Origin of the sequence: Staphylococcus gallinarum, assembly GCF_029774255.1 — a bacterium.
Taxonomy (GTDB): Bacteria; Bacillota; Bacilli; order Staphylococcales; family Staphylococcaceae; genus Staphylococcus; species Staphylococcus gallinarum.
Genome location: NZ_CP069082.1, coordinates 1,500,655 through 1,516,021, shown reverse-complemented (window position 1 = coordinate 1,516,021; position 15,367 = coordinate 1,500,655). Strand labels below are relative to the sequence as shown.

Annotated in this window: 16 protein-coding genes; all 16 read right to left on the bottom strand. The window is 32.6% G+C overall.

Features of this window, described 5'->3' with window-relative positions:
• Nucleotides 1-2 precede the first annotated feature (2 nt).
• Nucleotides 3-2,804 carry a 2-oxoglutarate dehydrogenase E1 component gene (locus JN168_RS07155; RefSeq protein ID WP_232164050.1) on the bottom strand — a complete coding sequence of 934 codons (2,802 nt, stop codon included), beginning with the start codon at nt 2,802-2,804 and terminating at the stop codon, nt 3-5.
• Nucleotides 2,805-2,999: 195 nt separating this feature from the next.
• Nucleotides 3,000-4,355 (bottom strand): HAMP domain-containing sensor histidine kinase, encoded by a 1,356-nt coding sequence (locus tag JN168_RS07150; protein ID WP_042738693.1) that lies wholly within the window; start codon nt 4,353-4,355, stop codon nt 3,000-3,002.
• Entirely contained in the window at nt 4,352-5,014 is a 663-nt protein-coding gene (locus JN168_RS07145) for a response regulator transcription factor (RefSeq protein ID WP_107512864.1), read from the bottom strand. The genes JN168_RS07150 and JN168_RS07145 overlap by 4 nt, the downstream gene beginning before the upstream one ends.
• Before the next feature lie 466 nt (nt 5,015-5,480).
• A complete protein-coding gene (locus tag JN168_RS07140; RefSeq protein ID WP_042738691.1) occupies nt 5,481-6,095 on the bottom strand; it encodes a phosphatase PAP2 family protein in 615 nt (204 codons plus the stop codon).
• 18 nt (nt 6,096-6,113) lie between these two features.
• Entirely contained in the window at nt 6,114-7,184 is a 1,071-nt protein-coding gene (locus tag JN168_RS07135; protein ID WP_229367203.1) for an undecaprenyldiphospho-muramoylpentapeptide beta-N-acetylglucosaminyltransferase, read from the bottom strand.
• A gap of 10 nt (nt 7,185-7,194) precedes the next feature.
• On the bottom strand, nt 7,195-7,704 hold the full coding sequence (locus JN168_RS07130) for a GNAT family N-acetyltransferase (RefSeq protein WP_042738689.1): 510 nt from the start codon (nt 7,702-7,704) through the stop codon (nt 7,195-7,197).
• Nucleotides 7,705-7,722: 18 nt separating this feature from the next.
• Nucleotides 7,723-9,180, bottom strand: coding sequence for a S41 family peptidase (locus JN168_RS07125; protein WP_279525720.1), 1,458 nt, complete (start codon nt 9,178-9,180; stop codon nt 7,723-7,725).
• Nucleotides 9,181-9,337: 157 nt separating this feature from the next.
• A complete protein-coding gene (locus tag JN168_RS07120) occupies nt 9,338-9,559 on the bottom strand; it encodes a YozE family protein (protein WP_042738687.1) in 222 nt (73 codons plus the stop codon).
• Nucleotides 9,559-10,059: a PTS sugar transporter subunit IIA gene (locus tag JN168_RS07115; RefSeq protein ID WP_042738686.1), complete on the bottom strand. Its 501-nt coding sequence runs from the start codon at nt 10,057-10,059 to the stop codon at nt 9,559-9,561. Before JN168_RS07115 ends, JN168_RS07120 begins: the two co-directional genes overlap by 1 nt.
• A 14-nt stretch (nt 10,060-10,073) precedes the next feature.
• The gene (msrB, locus tag JN168_RS07110) at nt 10,074-10,502 is read right to left on the bottom strand and encodes a peptide-methionine (R)-S-oxide reductase MsrB (RefSeq protein WP_042738685.1); all 429 of its coding nucleotides are present in this window, start codon (nt 10,500-10,502) and stop codon (nt 10,074-10,076) included.
• On the bottom strand, nt 10,495-11,022 hold the full coding sequence (gene msrA, locus JN168_RS07105; protein WP_279525719.1) for a peptide-methionine (S)-S-oxide reductase MsrA: 528 nt from the start codon (nt 11,020-11,022) through the stop codon (nt 10,495-10,497). Before msrA ends, msrB begins: the two co-directional genes overlap by 8 nt.
• A gap of 120 nt (nt 11,023-11,142) precedes the next feature.
• Nucleotides 11,143-11,982, bottom strand: a complete 840-nt coding sequence (locus JN168_RS07100) for a DegV family protein (RefSeq protein ID WP_042738683.1) — start codon at nt 11,980-11,982, stop codon at nt 11,143-11,145.
• 13 nt (nt 11,983-11,995) lie between these two features.
• The gene (locus JN168_RS07095) at nt 11,996-12,478 is read right to left on the bottom strand and encodes a dihydrofolate reductase (RefSeq protein WP_042738682.1); all 483 of its coding nucleotides are present in this window, start codon (nt 12,476-12,478) and stop codon (nt 11,996-11,998) included.
• Between the two features lie 95 nt (nt 12,479-12,573).
• Nucleotides 12,574-13,530: a thymidylate synthase gene (locus JN168_RS07090; protein ID WP_042738681.1), complete on the bottom strand. Its 957-nt coding sequence runs from the start codon at nt 13,528-13,530 to the stop codon at nt 12,574-12,576.
• A 247-nt stretch (nt 13,531-13,777) separates the two neighbouring features.
• Nucleotides 13,778-14,212, bottom strand: a complete 435-nt coding sequence (gene brxA / locus JN168_RS07085; protein ID WP_042738680.1) for a bacilliredoxin BrxA — start codon at nt 14,210-14,212, stop codon at nt 13,778-13,780.
• 18 nt (nt 14,213-14,230) lie between these two features.
• Nucleotides 14,231-15,352, bottom strand: a complete 1,122-nt coding sequence (locus tag JN168_RS07080) for a conserved virulence factor C family protein (RefSeq protein ID WP_279525718.1) — start codon at nt 15,350-15,352, stop codon at nt 14,231-14,233.
• Nucleotides 15,353-15,367: the final 15 nt, after the last annotated feature.

The following is a 15,367-nucleotide window of genomic DNA, read 5'->3' as shown; positions in this document are numbered from 1 at the left end:
CCCTAGTTAATTTTTGTACTTTGTTCTAGTATCATATTTTGAACGAGTTTGTGTATTTCACCGTCACCTTCAGCTGGAGCTGAACGTTGAATACGACCATGATAACTTAAATCATACTTGTCTGTTGTAAGTTCTTTTAAATATGGATAAACAAATGACCAAGCGCCTTGGTTTTTAGGTTCTTCTTGTACCCAGGCTACATTTTCTAGATTTGGTAACTCATTCAACAATGCTTCAATTTCTGAAACTGGGAATGGATACAATCTTTCTACAGCGATTAAAAGAATAGACTCATCTGGATTTTTTGCTAAGTATTCTTTTAAATCGATAAACATTTTTCCTGAAGCTAGTATTACTTTTTTCACGGTATTTTTATCATGTTCCTCAGGTAAAATTGGTTCGAATTTTCCTGTAGTAAATTTGCTAATTGGATCTGCTACCGTCTTGTTACGTAATAAGCTCTTAGGTGACATAACTACTAAAGGTCTCATAGATTGAGAATCTAAATTAGCAGCTTGTGCACGTAATAAATGGAAATAGTTACTAGAACTAGATAAATTAACAACTGTTGTGTTGTTTTCGCCTGCAAGTTGTAAGAATCTCTCTAAACGAGCAGATGAGTGTTCAGGTCCTTGACCTTCAAATGAATGTGGTAATAACAATGTTAAGCCTGAACGTTCTCCCCATTTAGCGCGAGCACTGAATAAGAAGTTATCGAATATCATTTGAGCCATATTAGAGAAATCTCCGTACTGAGCTTCCCAAATCGTCATACATGCTTTGTTTTGCACGTTATATCCATATTCGAAACCAACGACTGCTGCTTCTGAAAGTGGTGAATTTCGTACTTCGAAAGTCGCTTTTTGGTTAGGAACATGGTGTAATGGCACATATTCTTCCCCAGTATCAGGATCGTGTAGAACTGCATGACGATGGCTAAATGTACCACGTTCACTGTCTTGACCAGTCAAACGAATTGGATTTCCGTTTTGCGTAATTGTTGCAAATGCTAATTGCTCAGCATGTGCCCAATCAACTAATCCTTCTTCACTTTCAAATGGTTCTTGTCGTTTTTCAAGTACTTTATTTAATTTTTTAAGAACATTGAAACCTGATGGATAAGTTAACATCGCATCATTGATTTCTTTCAAACGTTCTAAGCTGACATCTTCATCCTTAGTTTGGATAGGTTCAGCTAGACTTTCAGGTTTTTGCATATCTGGATTGTCCATTTTATCGTTTTTATCAATTTTATCATGTGCTGCACGTAATGTTTTTTGTACATCGTCGATAATTTGATTCATTTGATCTTCAGTGATAATACCTTCATTTACGAGTTGTTTACCGTAAAGAACATCTACTGGATCATGTTTACGAATTTCATGGTATTGTAGTGGGTTTGTTATAGATGGTTCATCCATTTCGTTATGCCCGTAACGACGATAACCAACAAGGTCAATAACAACGTCTTTATGGAATTCCTTTCTGAATGCCATTGCAATTTCAATTGCTTCAATAGTAGCTTCAACATCATCTGCATTTACATGCATGATTGGCACATCATATCCTTTAGCAACATCTGAAGAATATGTTGTTGAACGACCATCATGTGGTTCAGTAGTAAAGCCAATACGGTTATTTGTGATGATGTGTAATGAACCACCCGTAGAATAACCATCTAAATTACCTAAGTTCATCGCTTCAAAGTTTATGCCTTGTCCAGGATAAGCTGCGTCACCATGAATGATAATTGGCATTGATTTTTTAAACTCTGTTGAAACTGCACCTGATTTATGCGTATCATCTTGTGCTGCTCTAGTCTTACCTAACACTACTGGTGAAACGATTTCTAAGTGACTAGGGTTATTTGCTAATGAAATACGTTGTTCAATTCCATAAGATTGAGTAGTTTTTACGCCACCTAAATGGTATTTCACATCTCCTGACCAACCAGAAGTAAGCTGAAGGCTTCCATCCTCAGGTAGGAACTTCATAGGGTCAGTATGCATAAATTCAGAAATCATCATTTCATATGGTTTCTCAAGTACGTGAGTCAGTACATTTAGTCTGCCTCGGTGTGCCATACCGATTTGAATATTTTGTATACCTTCATCACTGGCTAACTTTAATGTTTGTTGAAGCATTGGAACGAGTGAGTCTACACCTTCAATTGAAAAGCGTTTTGCTCCAACAAAGTTCTTGTGTAGATATTTCTCAAAGCCTTCAACATGTGCTAATTTTTTAAAAAGTTCAATTTTTTGATTTTCATTTAATAAGGCTTTGTATGGTGTTTCGATTCGTCTCTTCAACCATACGCGCTCTTTATTATTGTTAATATGAGTATATTCGAAAGCGATTGGTCCTTTATATCGCTTTTCCATACGTACGATTGCTTCATAAGCATTATCATAAATATCTTTAAAATGCTCAGAAACGATACCAGCTGAGATAGATTCAAGCGTTTCACGATCTAAATTAAAATCTTCTATACTTAATTTTGGAACATGTTCTCTCGCTGGTCTGTTGACTGGATAAATATCTGCCAATAAATGCCCATATTGGCGAATATTATCGATTAGGCGCATCACACGTTTAATAGTACTGTCGCCTTTAGTCGATTGTGATTGATTTGTTGTATTTGTTGCGATGTTTGCTTCACCGTCTTTAATTGTACTAAATAGGACTTGCAAATCTTCAGGGACTGAAGCAGGATCGTTTAGATATATATCATATAAATCCAAAACATATCCAAGATTTGCCCCGAAATTTACAGGTGCCTCGGAAACCTGTTTTTCGTTGCTCATTTTACACCCTCCACAAAATAGTTGAAACGCTTACACAACAATAATAGCATTAAATTTATTCAAATTAAAGTGCCAATAACCTAGTTCTATGAAAAAAGCAGAACCTCATTTAAAATGGTTCTGCTTTTTGTATTTTATATTTAATAGTGTAACATATAAAATTTGAACATTTAATAGTTGTAGTCTGTCTAAACGTTAAAATACTATTCTAAAAGTGGTATATTTCCCTAGTTCACTTTCAACTTGTATTGTTCCATTATTTAGTTCGATGATTTTTTTTGCAATGGATAATCCTAATCCATTACCGCCTAATTTTCGTGAACGAGATTTATCTACTCTATAAAAGCGATCAAATATAAATTCTATATCTTCCTTAGGTATACCGACACCATGGTCAGTAATTTCTATTGAAATTTGTTTGTTCTTAAGGTTGGTTTGAATATGAATATATTTATTAATTTGATCATATTTCATAGCGTTATCGATAAATATAATTAATACTTGTTCCAATTGATAACGATCAATTTTAATATTTATCGGTTTCGCATATGGTTCAAATTCAAAGGTATAGTCTTGGTGTAATTGTTCTAATGATTTAATACGGGATGATATTTCATGATTAATTTCCACGTTTTCTAATTCTTTGAATTTAGTATTCGTATTATCTTTAGTAAGTAATAACAATTCTTCTACTAATTTAGTGATACGGTTCATTTCTTCTAAAGAAATATCAAGTGATTCTTCTAAGATTGCTGCATCTTTCTTACCCCAGCGTTGTATCAAATTCAAATGGCCTTGAATAATTTGTAAAGGAGTTCGTAATTCGTGTGAAGCATCTTCTACAAATTGACGCTGTTGATTAAATGATTCTTCTAATTGGTACATCATTGCATTAAAAGTGACTATTAAATTATCTGTTTCTTCATAGTTCGTTGTGAGTTCTACTTTCTCTTGGAAGCCGTCTCGTCGAATTTGTTGCATCTTATTCGACATTAATATGAGTGGTTTCGTTATTTGTGATGAAAAGAAGTAACTAATAATTGCAGTGATAAAGGTTGCAATCACTCCAAAGATGAGTGCTAAAAAGTACAGTGAACTTACGAGTGCATTATAGTCTTCCAATGAGTGTACGACGACACTATAGCCTTTAAAATTTGGCATATCAATATGACGTGTGATAACAAGATAATCGTTGTTATGTTCATTTTTTACGATAACATGATTAATATCCGTTTTTTGCAATCTCGGTGAAATATCGATGGAATGACTGTTAGAAGTTTCTATTATTTTCTTGCCATCTTCATTAAATAACATTACTTTTTGAAAATTCCCTAGCGCTGCATTTAAATCTAATGGTGTGATTTCGGATAACTTTTTAGTATCAAATAGCTTTTGAATATCTTCAGAACTTCTTTCTGCCTCATCAAGTTCGTTATGTCTTAATGAACTGCTTAAGAAAAATATGATTATGATGCTGAAAAAAAATATAGTTAGAAAAGTGATAGTCGTTGTAATAATCATCCACTTTGTGCGTAATTTACGTTGTTTCATTGCCTTATCACATACCCGACACCACGTACTGTCTCAATATATTTATCTTTGCCAAATGGTTTTAATTTATTTCTAAGATATCTAATATAAACGTCAACTACATTCGTTTCGACTTCACTATCATATCCCCACACATCTGTTATTATTTGTTCGCGTTGCATTACATGGTTCTTATTTTCAGCGAGCAAATAAAGTAAATCATATTCAGTTTTTGTTAAGTCTAAAGGCATACCATCAACAGTAACTTTAAAGGCATCTTTATCTATAATAAGCCCTTTTATGTCAATGATGTTTTTCTTAGGTTGTCTTCGCAACATGGCTCTAATTCTTGCTAGTAGTTCCTCTATATCAAATGGCTTTACGATATAATCATCAGCGCCATAATCGAGGCCTGCCACTTTATCATATGTATCACTCTTTGCAGTGATAATTATAATAGGTGTTGTTTGGCTTTGTCTGATTTGGCGACATATTTCAAGTCCGTTGATATTAGGTAACATTAAATCTAATAGAATTAAGTCATAACTGTTTGTTAATCCCTTTTCTAGACCTAATTTTCCATCGTTTTCAATATCTACAGTATAATTTTCATGCTCCAGTTCAAGTTCTATAAATCGAGCAAGATTTTGTTCATCTTCTACAATTAAAATTTTTGTCATTAGTTCCGCACCTCACCTATATATTAAAGGAAAATAATTCATGTAGAAAGTTATTATCTTAAATTGTTGATAATTTGTTATTTTAATCTTTATTATTTGTATTGAGAATGAATATCATTTATAATCATTTTTATCACTGAATTAGTGTTACAGAAAGCGTTTTTAAATGAATTTAAAAAAATTACGATTTCTAATTGACAATTATTCTCAGTGTTGTATAATGTAATTGAAAATGATTATCAATTCCAAACATAAGACATTCCCCCCACACATATTTGTTCTTAGTTGGATTAATCATTTTCATAAATATCCCCTTTTATATGCCCGTAAAAGACTAACGTTGCGAGACGACGTGAAATATAAAAGCCGGTTTTACTTTGTAAAATCGGCTTTTATAATAAATTTTGACACAAAAAAGGCAGTTAGATGATTTTTTCATCTAACTGCTTTTTAAAATTATAACTTATTATATTTGTAGTTTATGTCTTAGGATTAATGTTGATAATACTACACAAAATGCACCACCGATAATTCCAGCTATAATATCAGTCGGATAATGTACACCGAGATATACACGAGACGATGAGATCATAATTATAAATAAAGCACATAATCCTATCATAAATGCCTTGGAATTACCTTTTAATACTCTGTTAACAATATAAATCGAGCTTCCAAAAAATGCTGTTGCTCCCATTGCATGACCACTTGGAAAGCTAAATCCTGAGATATCAATCAATCTTAATAGCGTTGGTCTCTCTCTATCGAATATATTTTTGAGCAATGGATTTAAAGTACTTGATAAACTCATTGCAATTGCAAAGAATAGCGCTTCGATATTTAATCGTTTTAGCATTAAATATGCCACGAGTAATAAGGATAATGTGACCATTGCCCAAACTTCTCCAACTTTGGTAAATCCTAAGAAGATTGATGTACTAATAAAGCTCTCAGATGAATATATAAATTCATAAACTTCATTATCAATCCACTTGCCTAATCTGGATTCATGAAAGAATGCAATGATGCCAAAGATCAATGTGAATATAATTAGTAAGGATATTCTTTTCCAACGACTCATTGCACACACCTCCAGTTCTTATTTTGCATCTTGTAAAATTTTGTGGAATAAATCATAACGTGTGAAGCTCTCTTTATAAACGCTCATTTGCTCAATGATAGTTGTTCTATCTGCTTCAATTTCTTGCAGTTGTTTAATTAAGTCTTCTTCAGTTAATGTATCTTCTGGAATTGTTCTACCAAAGCCCTTAGATTCAAAATTCTTTGCATTATCAATTTGATCTCCACGCGATTGATCTAAACCAAGTGGAATGAGTAACATAGGAATTTTTAACGTTAAAAATTCATAAATTGCATTTGAACCCGCTCGACTGATTACAGTATCAGTAATCGCCAGTAAGTCTGTTAAATCATCTTTAACGAACTCAAATTGTACATAACCATCTTTATCGTTATATGAAGAATCTAGCAATCCTTTACCAGTCAAATGGATGATTTGATATGTTTCTTGCAGAGCTGCTAAATTTTGACGTATGATTTCATTTAATTTCTTACTGCCTAAGCTACCACCCATTACAAGTAAGACCTTTTTATTTTCATTAAAGTGGGTTAATTGATAACCTCGTTTTTTGTCTCCAGATTTTAGGTCTTCGCGTACAGTAGCTCCAACAAAATCTGCCTTGTCTTGAGGTAAATACTGAAGTGTATCCTCAAAGGTAGTATAGATTTTTTTGGCAAATTTTAACGAAATTTTGTTGGCTAAGCCAGGTGTTAAATCAGATTCATGAATAATTGTTGGAATTTTTAAGCTTTTAGCTGCAATGACAACTGGTACTGATACAAATCCACCTTTTGAAAAAAGTAAATCAGGTTGTTCTTTCTTTAACACTTTACGTGCATCGATGATACCCTTGAGTACTTTAAACACATCTTTAATATTCTCCCAAGATATATATCTACGTAATTTACCACTAGAAATCGCATGATATTGTACTTCAGGTAATTGAGATTCGATCATTTCTCGTTCAATACCAGTTTTAGAGCCAATATAAAATGCTTCATGGCCTTCTTCTATTGCAGTTGGAATCAAGCTTAAATTTACTGATACATGCCCAACTGTGCCGCCTCCTGTAAAAGCGATTTTCGACATAATAAAACCTCTATTCTTCTAAATTTTTATAATATGCATAAAATGGTTCGCCTTTGTTATACGGATGGTAATCAATTTTTGCTTCACCAACTTTATTGAAACCGAACTTTTCGAATAATCCTTGTGCACGTTTATTAAGTGCAAAGGTATCGGTAATCATGACATGAATATCATGATCTAAAGCTAGGTTGACTGCAAAATCAAATAATTTAGTTGCAGCACCTTTATATTCTGCTGATGCTGCAAGTCTATGGATAACATACGCACCTTCTCTATTAACAGGCCATTTTAAATTATCATACCACTCAGATTGACTTTGGTCGACCACAATAAATGCATAAATTTCATCATTTTCTTCTAATACATATAAGGTTTCTTTATTGATATCTTCTTCAAAATGACTTTCGACTGGATAGTGTTCATCCCACTGATTATTGTTATCTTGCTGCATAACAGCTTTAGCTTCTTCAACAATTGTTAAAATACTGTTTAAGTCTCTTAGTGTTGCAACTCTAATCATTAAAAACACCTCTTACATTTAATTTAATTTTTGCAATAAATTCTGTAATACAGTATCTTCACCATTAGCTTTATTAACTAGTTCTTGAGTGAATTTTTCATTTGTTTTTTTATCAAATTCTCCAGTAACAGTTAAATCATTCTTACTTTGGAATGCTTTGATTGCAGTTGCTAAAGAACTATCAAATTTTTCGGATTCATTATCAACTTTAAAGCCTAATGCTGTTAAACCAATTTTCATGGTCTTAACATTTTTATCCGTATCATTTAGTTTATAAACCTTTTTATTAGGAATTACATTTAAAGATTGGTAGGCTGGTTCAGAAATTTTTACATCGGGTTTAATACCTTTACCATGAATGTAGTGCGCTTTAGGCGTTAACCATTTCATATTAGTAAATTTTAATAATGAACCATCACTAAATTCGTGTGTTGTTTGTACAATACCTTTACCAAATGTTTTTGTACCATAAACCTTTGCCTTATTATAGTCTTTCATAGCACCAGTAAACACTTCAGAAGCACTTGCAGAACCTTTATTTACCAATATAGAGACATGCATATCTTTAGCTTCTTTTAATGCATCATTAGGTGCTGTTACTTTTTCTTTATGATTTCCTTTTTGTAATTGGACCACAGTATCCCCTTTATCAATAAAGATATTGGCCATTTTAACAGCTTCGTCTAATAAACCACCTGGATTATTTCTTAAATCAATCACAATATTTCTCACACCATCTTTATGCGCTTTTATGATTGCCGACTTGAGTTCGCCAGATGTACTATTTTGGAATTTATTAATCGTAAACACACCGATGTTTTTATGCTTTTTATATTCTACACTTTTAACGTGGATTTTATCTCTCTTTATCGTAATTTCATGTTCTTGATTGGCCCTTTCAATAGTTAAAGTGACCTTTGTTCCCTGTTTTCCTCTTACTTGTTTTACAATACTTTCTAAAGGCTTGCCTTTTACTGACTTGCCATTAACTTTTGTCACAACATCTTTTGGTCGAATACCAGCTTTTTCAGCTGGAGAACTTTTCATAGGACTGGTAATTTCAATTTTATTATTTTTCTTCTGCATTTCAGCACCTATTCCGACAAAATCACCTGAAACATCTTCATTAAATGATGTTGTTTCCTTTTTAGTCATATATTCAGAATATGGGTCGTCTAGGTCTTTAACCATGCCATCTATTGCAGCTTCGGATAATTTTTCAGAATTTGTTTTCTTATAATATTCATCATTTAAAATTTTATATACTTGTTGAACTTTTTTCATTTCAGCACGTTGTTGCCCATTTAGTCCGCTCGTCCAATGGCTAATTGCAATCGTAGCAAATACTGTAATTAATACCGTCAAAATAATTGTTGTCAGTAATAATAAAATCAGGTTACTTTTTTTGAAACTTACGCGTTTTTGTTGTTGTTCTACTGGTTGATCTTGCTCTTGAATTTCTTTATTATCCGACATTTCATCACTTCCTAATACTTATGTACAATTTATCAATTAGATTTTTTATGAAAATAAAAATAGCTGGGATTGAACCATATTCGATTAATCCCAGCATCTTATATGACACATTAATATTTTAATATACTTATATATATATCGACAAATATTAAGTGATTTAAAATTTTAACCATTCCGTATATTCTTCATATAAATCATCAAACACAGACATAGAAATAGTGAACGTACTTTGTGTTTCTATATAATCTGATAAAGAATGGAAGTCTTTTTCGTGCTTTGGAAAGGATAAATCATCAAAAATTTCTTCAGCTAATCTACCTTTCTCATCATTACGACCACGTACGGTTAATACAAATTGATAAAATGAATGGTCTTTCATTAATTCATTGTCACATCAATAATTTTAGTTTCACCTTTAGTAACTGATGCCACATCAGCAATTGAAACAGATGTAGTATTATCAGAGTTAGTGATAATAATAGGTGAAATAACAGATTTTGCATTTTCTTTAATATAATTTAAGTCGAAGCGAAGAATCGGGTCACCAACATTTACAGTGTCGCCACTTTCAACTAAAATTTCAAATCCTTCTCCGTCTAATTGTACGGTATCTAAACCAATATGAACTAATAATTCTAGACCATTGTCTGCTTTTAATCCGATAGCATGTTTAGTTGGGAAGACGTTATCAATTTTACCCTCAATTGGTGATACAACTTCACCTTCAGTTGGGTTAATTCCAAAGCCTTCACCCATCATTTTTTGTGCGAAGACAGGGTCTGGAATGTCTTCTATTTTTACATATTCTCCAGTAAGTGGTGCAAAAATTTCACTATCTTTATTTACTTCTTTGTTTTTACCAAATAACTTTTTAAACATAACTTGTTCGCTCCTTATTTTTCAAAATGTGGTATTAAATCTCCATAACCTAATTCTTCTAATTTATCGAATGGAATAAATTGTACTGCTGCTGAATTAATGCAGTAACGTAATCCACCACTTTCAGTTGGACCGTCATTAAATACATGTCCAAGGTGACTATTTGCATCTTCTGAACGCACTTCAGTTCGAACCATGCCAAAGGATTTATCGACTAATTCAATGATTTCATCGTCATCCAATGCTTTAGAAAAACTAGGCCAACCACAATCTGATTCAAATTTTTCTTCAGATGTAAATAATGGCTTACCTGAAATTTTATCAACATAAATACCTTTTTCAAAATGATTCCAATATTCATTTTGAAAAGGTGGTTCAGTTCCATTTTCTTGTGTTACAAGATATTCCATTTCAGTTAAATCATTTTTTGACTTTTTAATCATTTTGTTTCCCCCAATGTTTTTCTATAAAAGCTTTTCTTCCTGAACCACGTTGATATTGCTCATAATGTAGCGGGTTCTTTTTATAATAATCTTGATGATAAGATTCGGCAGGATAGAAATTTTTATACGGTTTAATGGGTGTTATTACTGGTTTATCAAAGATTGCTTGTTCGTTCAATTCTTGTATTTTTGCTTCTGCTGCTTGCTTTTGGTGTTCATCGTGATAAAAGATGACTGGTTGATAATGTTCGCCACGGTCAAAGAATTGTCCGCCATTATCAGTTGGATCAAATGTTTTGAAATATACATCAAGAATATTCTCGAATGTAGTTACTTCTGGATCATAAGTAATTTGAACTGCTTCTACATGTCCAGTTTGATTTGTACTTACACTTTCGTAAGTAGGATGCTCCACATGTCCACCACTATACCCTGAAACTACTGTTTCAATACCTGGATATGTGGTGAAGGGTTTTACTAAACACCAAAAACAACCACCTGCTAATGTCGCATAAGCCATGAAACCCCTCCTAATACTATTTTGTCATAAAATTACCACTATTTTAAGGAATTTGCTATAAAATTGATTGAATATTAATTTAAGACAAGATTTAATTGTAATATTTACGACAGTTCGCTTTTAGGATCTAAGCACGACAAGTCCGATTGCACCTTGTCCTGTATGCGTTGAAATCACAGGCGTTGTAACATTAGTATCATATTGAGTGAAATTAAATTCTTCAGTGAAATGTTTTTTGATTTTATCAACGAATTCAATTATATTTGCATGTGCAATTCCAATGGATTTAATTTTTTTATCTCCAATAAATTGTGTGATTTCCTTTTTCAAATACTGAATGCTTGCATTTTGTGTACGTGAATTATGGATAAGTTCTATTTTACCATCAACTAATGTGCCTATGGGTTTAATTTTCATCATATTACCGATTAAACCTTTTGTCTTACTGATGCGACCACCTTTAATTAATTGGTTTAATTGACCGATAACAACGTAGAGCTTGATATCTTTTTGTAATTCATTAATTTGGTTAACGATGTCTGTAGTTGAAAGTCCCTCATTATTCCATTTGACTACATGTTGCACTTGATAGCCTAAACCATAGGATATGGATTTTGAATCGATAACTGTGACATTACTTTTAGTCATTTGACTTGCTTGCAAAGCAGTTTGATACGTACCACTTAATCCAGAAGTCATATGAATACTAATGATTTCTGAACCATCTGCACCTAATTCATCATATAAATCGATAAATTTGCCAATTGCAGGTTGACTTGTTTTAACATCTGCATCATTTTCAATTTTTTCGATAAATGCTTCTGATGAAATATCAATTTGGTCAGCAAATGATTCACCATCTATCGTTAGATTTAATGGAATAACATTAATATCGTTATCAGTTAAATATTTTTGAGAAAGATCCGATGTTGAGTCCGTCACTATTTTCTTTTTACTCATATATTTCCTCCTGTTAATGTTGCTTACGAATTAAATGTAAAAATGTATGAGGAATAGTGTTCTTTTCATCTAATTCACCTGTTACTGCTGATTCTACTTCCCATTCTTTAAATGTATAAGGTGGGAAAAAGGTATCGCCATTAAATTTATCTTCAATCACTGTGATATACATATCGTCAACTTGATCAATTAATGCTTCAAATAATGTTTGGCCACCAAAGATAAATACATGACCTGGTAATTCGAATATTTCATCAATAGAATGTATCACATCGACACCTTCATGATGGAAAGCTTTATTCCTAGTTAATACCACGTTACGTCTATTTGGTAATGGCTTTCCAATCGAGTCGAACGTTGCTCTACCCATAACTAAAGTGTTATGAGTCGTTAAAGATTTTACGTGTTTTAAATCATTTGGCAAATGCCAAGGAAGTTTATTGTCAATGCCAATTACCCTCTGTTGATCATGTGCCACTAATATTGAAAGTGTCATGATGGTCCTCCCTTTGTGTGAGCTATTTTTCAAAATTGTATGAACTCTCAATTATTATATAGTAAAGTGTGCAATTTATTAAATAAAAAGCGGTTTTATACTGCAATTGGTGCTTTAATTGCTGGATGAGACTCATAATCTATAATTTCTAAGTCTTCGTATTCAATATCAAAAATAGAGGCATTGCTATTAATTTTTAATTGTGGTGGAGCATAGCTGTCTCTAGCTAACTGTGTCTCAATTGCGTCGATATGATTTGAATAAATATGAGCATCACCAAATGTATGAATAAATTCTCCAACTTCTAAATTACACTCTTTAGCAATTAAATGTGTTAATAAACTATAGCTTGCTATGTTAAATGGAACACCAAGGAATATATCTGCGCTTCGTTGATAGAGTTGACAACTTAATTTACCGTCTTGTACATAGAATTGAAACATTGTATGACATGGTGGTAAAGCCATAGTATCAATTTCTGTTGGATTCCATGCTGAAACAATGTGTCTTCTAGAGTTAGGATTATGTTTAATTTGATCAATCACTGTTTTTAATTGATCAAAATGATTACCATCTTTATCTATCCAATCACGCCACTGTTTTCCGTATACATTTCCAAGATTTCCATATTTTTCTGCAAATACGTCGTCTGTCAAAATGGCTTGCTTAAATTTTTGCATTTCAGCCTTATAAAGTTCGTTAAATTCTGAATCAGTTTGTGATCTATGACCAAAATCAGTCATATCCGGACCATTGTAATCACTTGATTGGATATAATTTTCAAAAGCCCATTCATTCCAAATATTATTATTGTATTGTAACAAGTATTTAATATTTGTATCGCCTTTAATAAACCATAACAGTTCAGTTGCAATTAATTTAAACGACACTTTTTTTGTAGTTAATAGTGGAAACCCTTGTGTTAAATCAAAACGTAGCTGATGGCCAAATTTTGAAATTGTTCCTGTGTTTGTGCGGTCTTCTTTTTCTTTACCTATCTCTAATATCGCTTCGCATAATTCGTGATAAGATTGATCAAAGGTATTTTGCATAATAATGCACTCCTTCTCCTTTTAATATTAGTTAACTTTATCATATTGGAAAATGATTATATTTTAAAGCCGTGTGTAGAAAATAATTGATATATTTTACACTGACTGCTAAACGGTTTGAACTATGACTTAACATATTAAAAACCAGTGTTCACAATCCATATTATAGAAAATTTGAATTGTAAGCACTGGTTCGAATTAGTCTATTTTAAAAATATAAATCTAGAAAATATAATGTGATCGACAATTAACAATAATCGTCAAAAGCATCCTTAATATCCATACAGATATCTTGGATATCTCTACCTTCTATATGTTCACGTGGTATAAAATGCTTCAATTCTGTCCCTTTAAATAATGCATAAGATGGACTAGAAGGTACTTGTTGAATATAATCTCTCATTTCGGCAGTAGCCTCTTTATCTTGTCCAGCAAATACTGTAACTTTATGCGTAGGTTTTTTATCATTTTGTTCAGCTACAGTTACCGCTGCTGGTCTAGCTAAACCTGCAGCACAGCCACATGTTGAATTAATAACAACAAATGTTGTTTCATCTTCTTTAACTTTACCCATAAAGTCTTTAACGGCTTCTGCACTTTCTAAACTTTTGAAATCTCTACCCGTCAATTCTGTACGCATTTGCGTAGCTAGCTCATTCATATATGCTTCGTATGCATTCATGTATAACAACTCCTATAATTAACTGTTTTTATTTCGATTAGCGATTTGTTTCCACACTGAACCCAGTGCTTCGTCTCCATTTTCAATACGAGATATTGCCATTTCTATTTGTAATTTAACCTCATAAGCTGGATCATTTGCATGTGCCTTCAAAGCAGGTAATTGCTCCTGATTTCCTTCGTCAAATATAAACATTGCAGCACGCCAACGGACAATTTTTTGAGGATCATCAAGTGCATTTTCCATTTCTGGCAAGGCCTTTTTAAATCCTAAATCACTAAGGCAATCACCCGCAGTACGTCTTACAGCTGGACTCTTATCATTTAATCCTTTATATAAATAAGGTAATACTGCTTCATCCTCAATCATACCAAGAAGTACTACTGCTTCACGACGCAATGGAATTTTAGTCTCATTTAATGCTTCCCCTAATAATGGGAAATCTGTTTTCGTTGGTGTAGGAAATGATTTTAACATTCTTAACTTATCTTTCCAATCTTTTGCAGATTGATAAGTTTCTAATGTCACATGCTGATATGACTTTTCTGGTATAACCACATCTGTTGCTAGTGCTTCCTCGACTAGTTGTTTTAAGGTCGATTCTGGGTAAACTGCAGTAATTTCTTCAAAAACCTCTGTCATAACCTCATCTAATTCGCCATATCTGACACCTAAGTCTTCCCATTTTCTTAAAAAGACAATGTTATCTTCATCTTTTTGAGCAGCTAACATACTGTCAACAAAGATTTCAGGTAGTTGCTTTCTTTTTTCTTCTGTATTGGTCGTCAACTTAATTTGATATGGTATGCCTTTAAATTTTAATACTTCTGTTTTCACTTCACCGAAATGTTCGTCAGGAACAGCTTCGTTTGCAGTTGCTGCTTCATCTTCTTTCAGTGTTGCTGTAACTTGAGGTAACACTTCTTCCCAATCAAATTTTGGCTTCTTGTCTACAGCTAAAAAGTCCATGACATGGAAGATAGATTTGACACCTTCAATTGCTAAAATGTCATTGATGAAATGAGGTTGTCCATCCTGTATAGAAGTATACGTATTAGATTTATTATCTTGCCTTTTTTCATTTAACACAATTTTCATGGTATTAGGACTTGGTGTAGGTTCTACGCGAACTATTTCCATAAAGGTACCTCCTTT

Coding starts and splice junctions, on each gene's coding strand:
- msrB (WP_042738685.1), bottom strand. CDS start 10,502: ATGATTAAAAAGTCAAAAAATGATTTAACTGAAATGGAATATCTTGTA.
- JN168_RS07115 (WP_042738686.1), bottom strand. CDS start 10,059: ATGTTTAAAAAGTTATTTGGTAAAAACAAAGAAGTAAATAAAGATAGT.
- JN168_RS07095 (WP_042738682.1), bottom strand. CDS start 12,478: ATGACACTTTCAATATTAGTGGCACATGATCAACAGAGGGTAATTGGC.
- JN168_RS07150 (WP_042738693.1), bottom strand. CDS start 4,355: ATGAAACAACGTAAATTACGCACAAAGTGGATGATTATTACAACGACT.
- msrA (WP_279525719.1), bottom strand. CDS start 11,022: ATGGCTTATGCGACATTAGCAGGTGGTTGTTTTTGGTGTTTAGTAAAA.
- JN168_RS07120 (WP_042738687.1), bottom strand. CDS start 9,559: ATGAAAGACCATTCATTTTATCAATTTGTATTAACCGTACGTGGTCGT.
- JN168_RS07145 (WP_107512864.1), bottom strand. CDS start 5,014: ATGACAAAAATTTTAATTGTAGAAGATGAACAAAATCTTGCTCGATTT.
- JN168_RS07155 (WP_232164050.1), bottom strand. CDS start 2,804: ATGAGCAACGAAAAACAGGTTTCCGAGGCACCTGTAAATTTCGGGGCA.
- JN168_RS07135 (WP_229367203.1), bottom strand. CDS start 7,184: ATGTCGAAAATCGCTTTTACAGGAGGCGGCACAGTTGGGCATGTATCA.
- JN168_RS07140 (WP_042738691.1), bottom strand. CDS start 6,095: ATGAGTCGTTGGAAAAGAATATCCTTACTAATTATATTCACATTGATC.
- JN168_RS07130 (WP_042738689.1), bottom strand. CDS start 7,704: ATGATTAGAGTTGCAACACTAAGAGACTTAAACAGTATTTTAACAATT.
- JN168_RS07125 (WP_279525720.1), bottom strand. CDS start 9,180: ATGTCGGATAATAAAGAAATTCAAGAGCAAGATCAACCAGTAGAACAA.
- brxA (WP_042738680.1), bottom strand. CDS start 14,212: ATGAATGCATACGAAGCATATATGAATGAGCTAGCTACGCAAATGCGT.
- JN168_RS07080 (WP_279525718.1), bottom strand. CDS start 15,352: ATGGAAATAGTTCGCGTAGAACCTACACCAAGTCCTAATACCATGAAA.
- JN168_RS07100 (WP_042738683.1), bottom strand. CDS start 11,982: ATGAGTAAAAAGAAAATAGTGACGGACTCAACATCGGATCTTTCTCAA.
- JN168_RS07090 (WP_042738681.1), bottom strand. CDS start 13,530: ATGCAAAATACCTTTGATCAATCTTATCACGAATTATGCGAAGCGATA.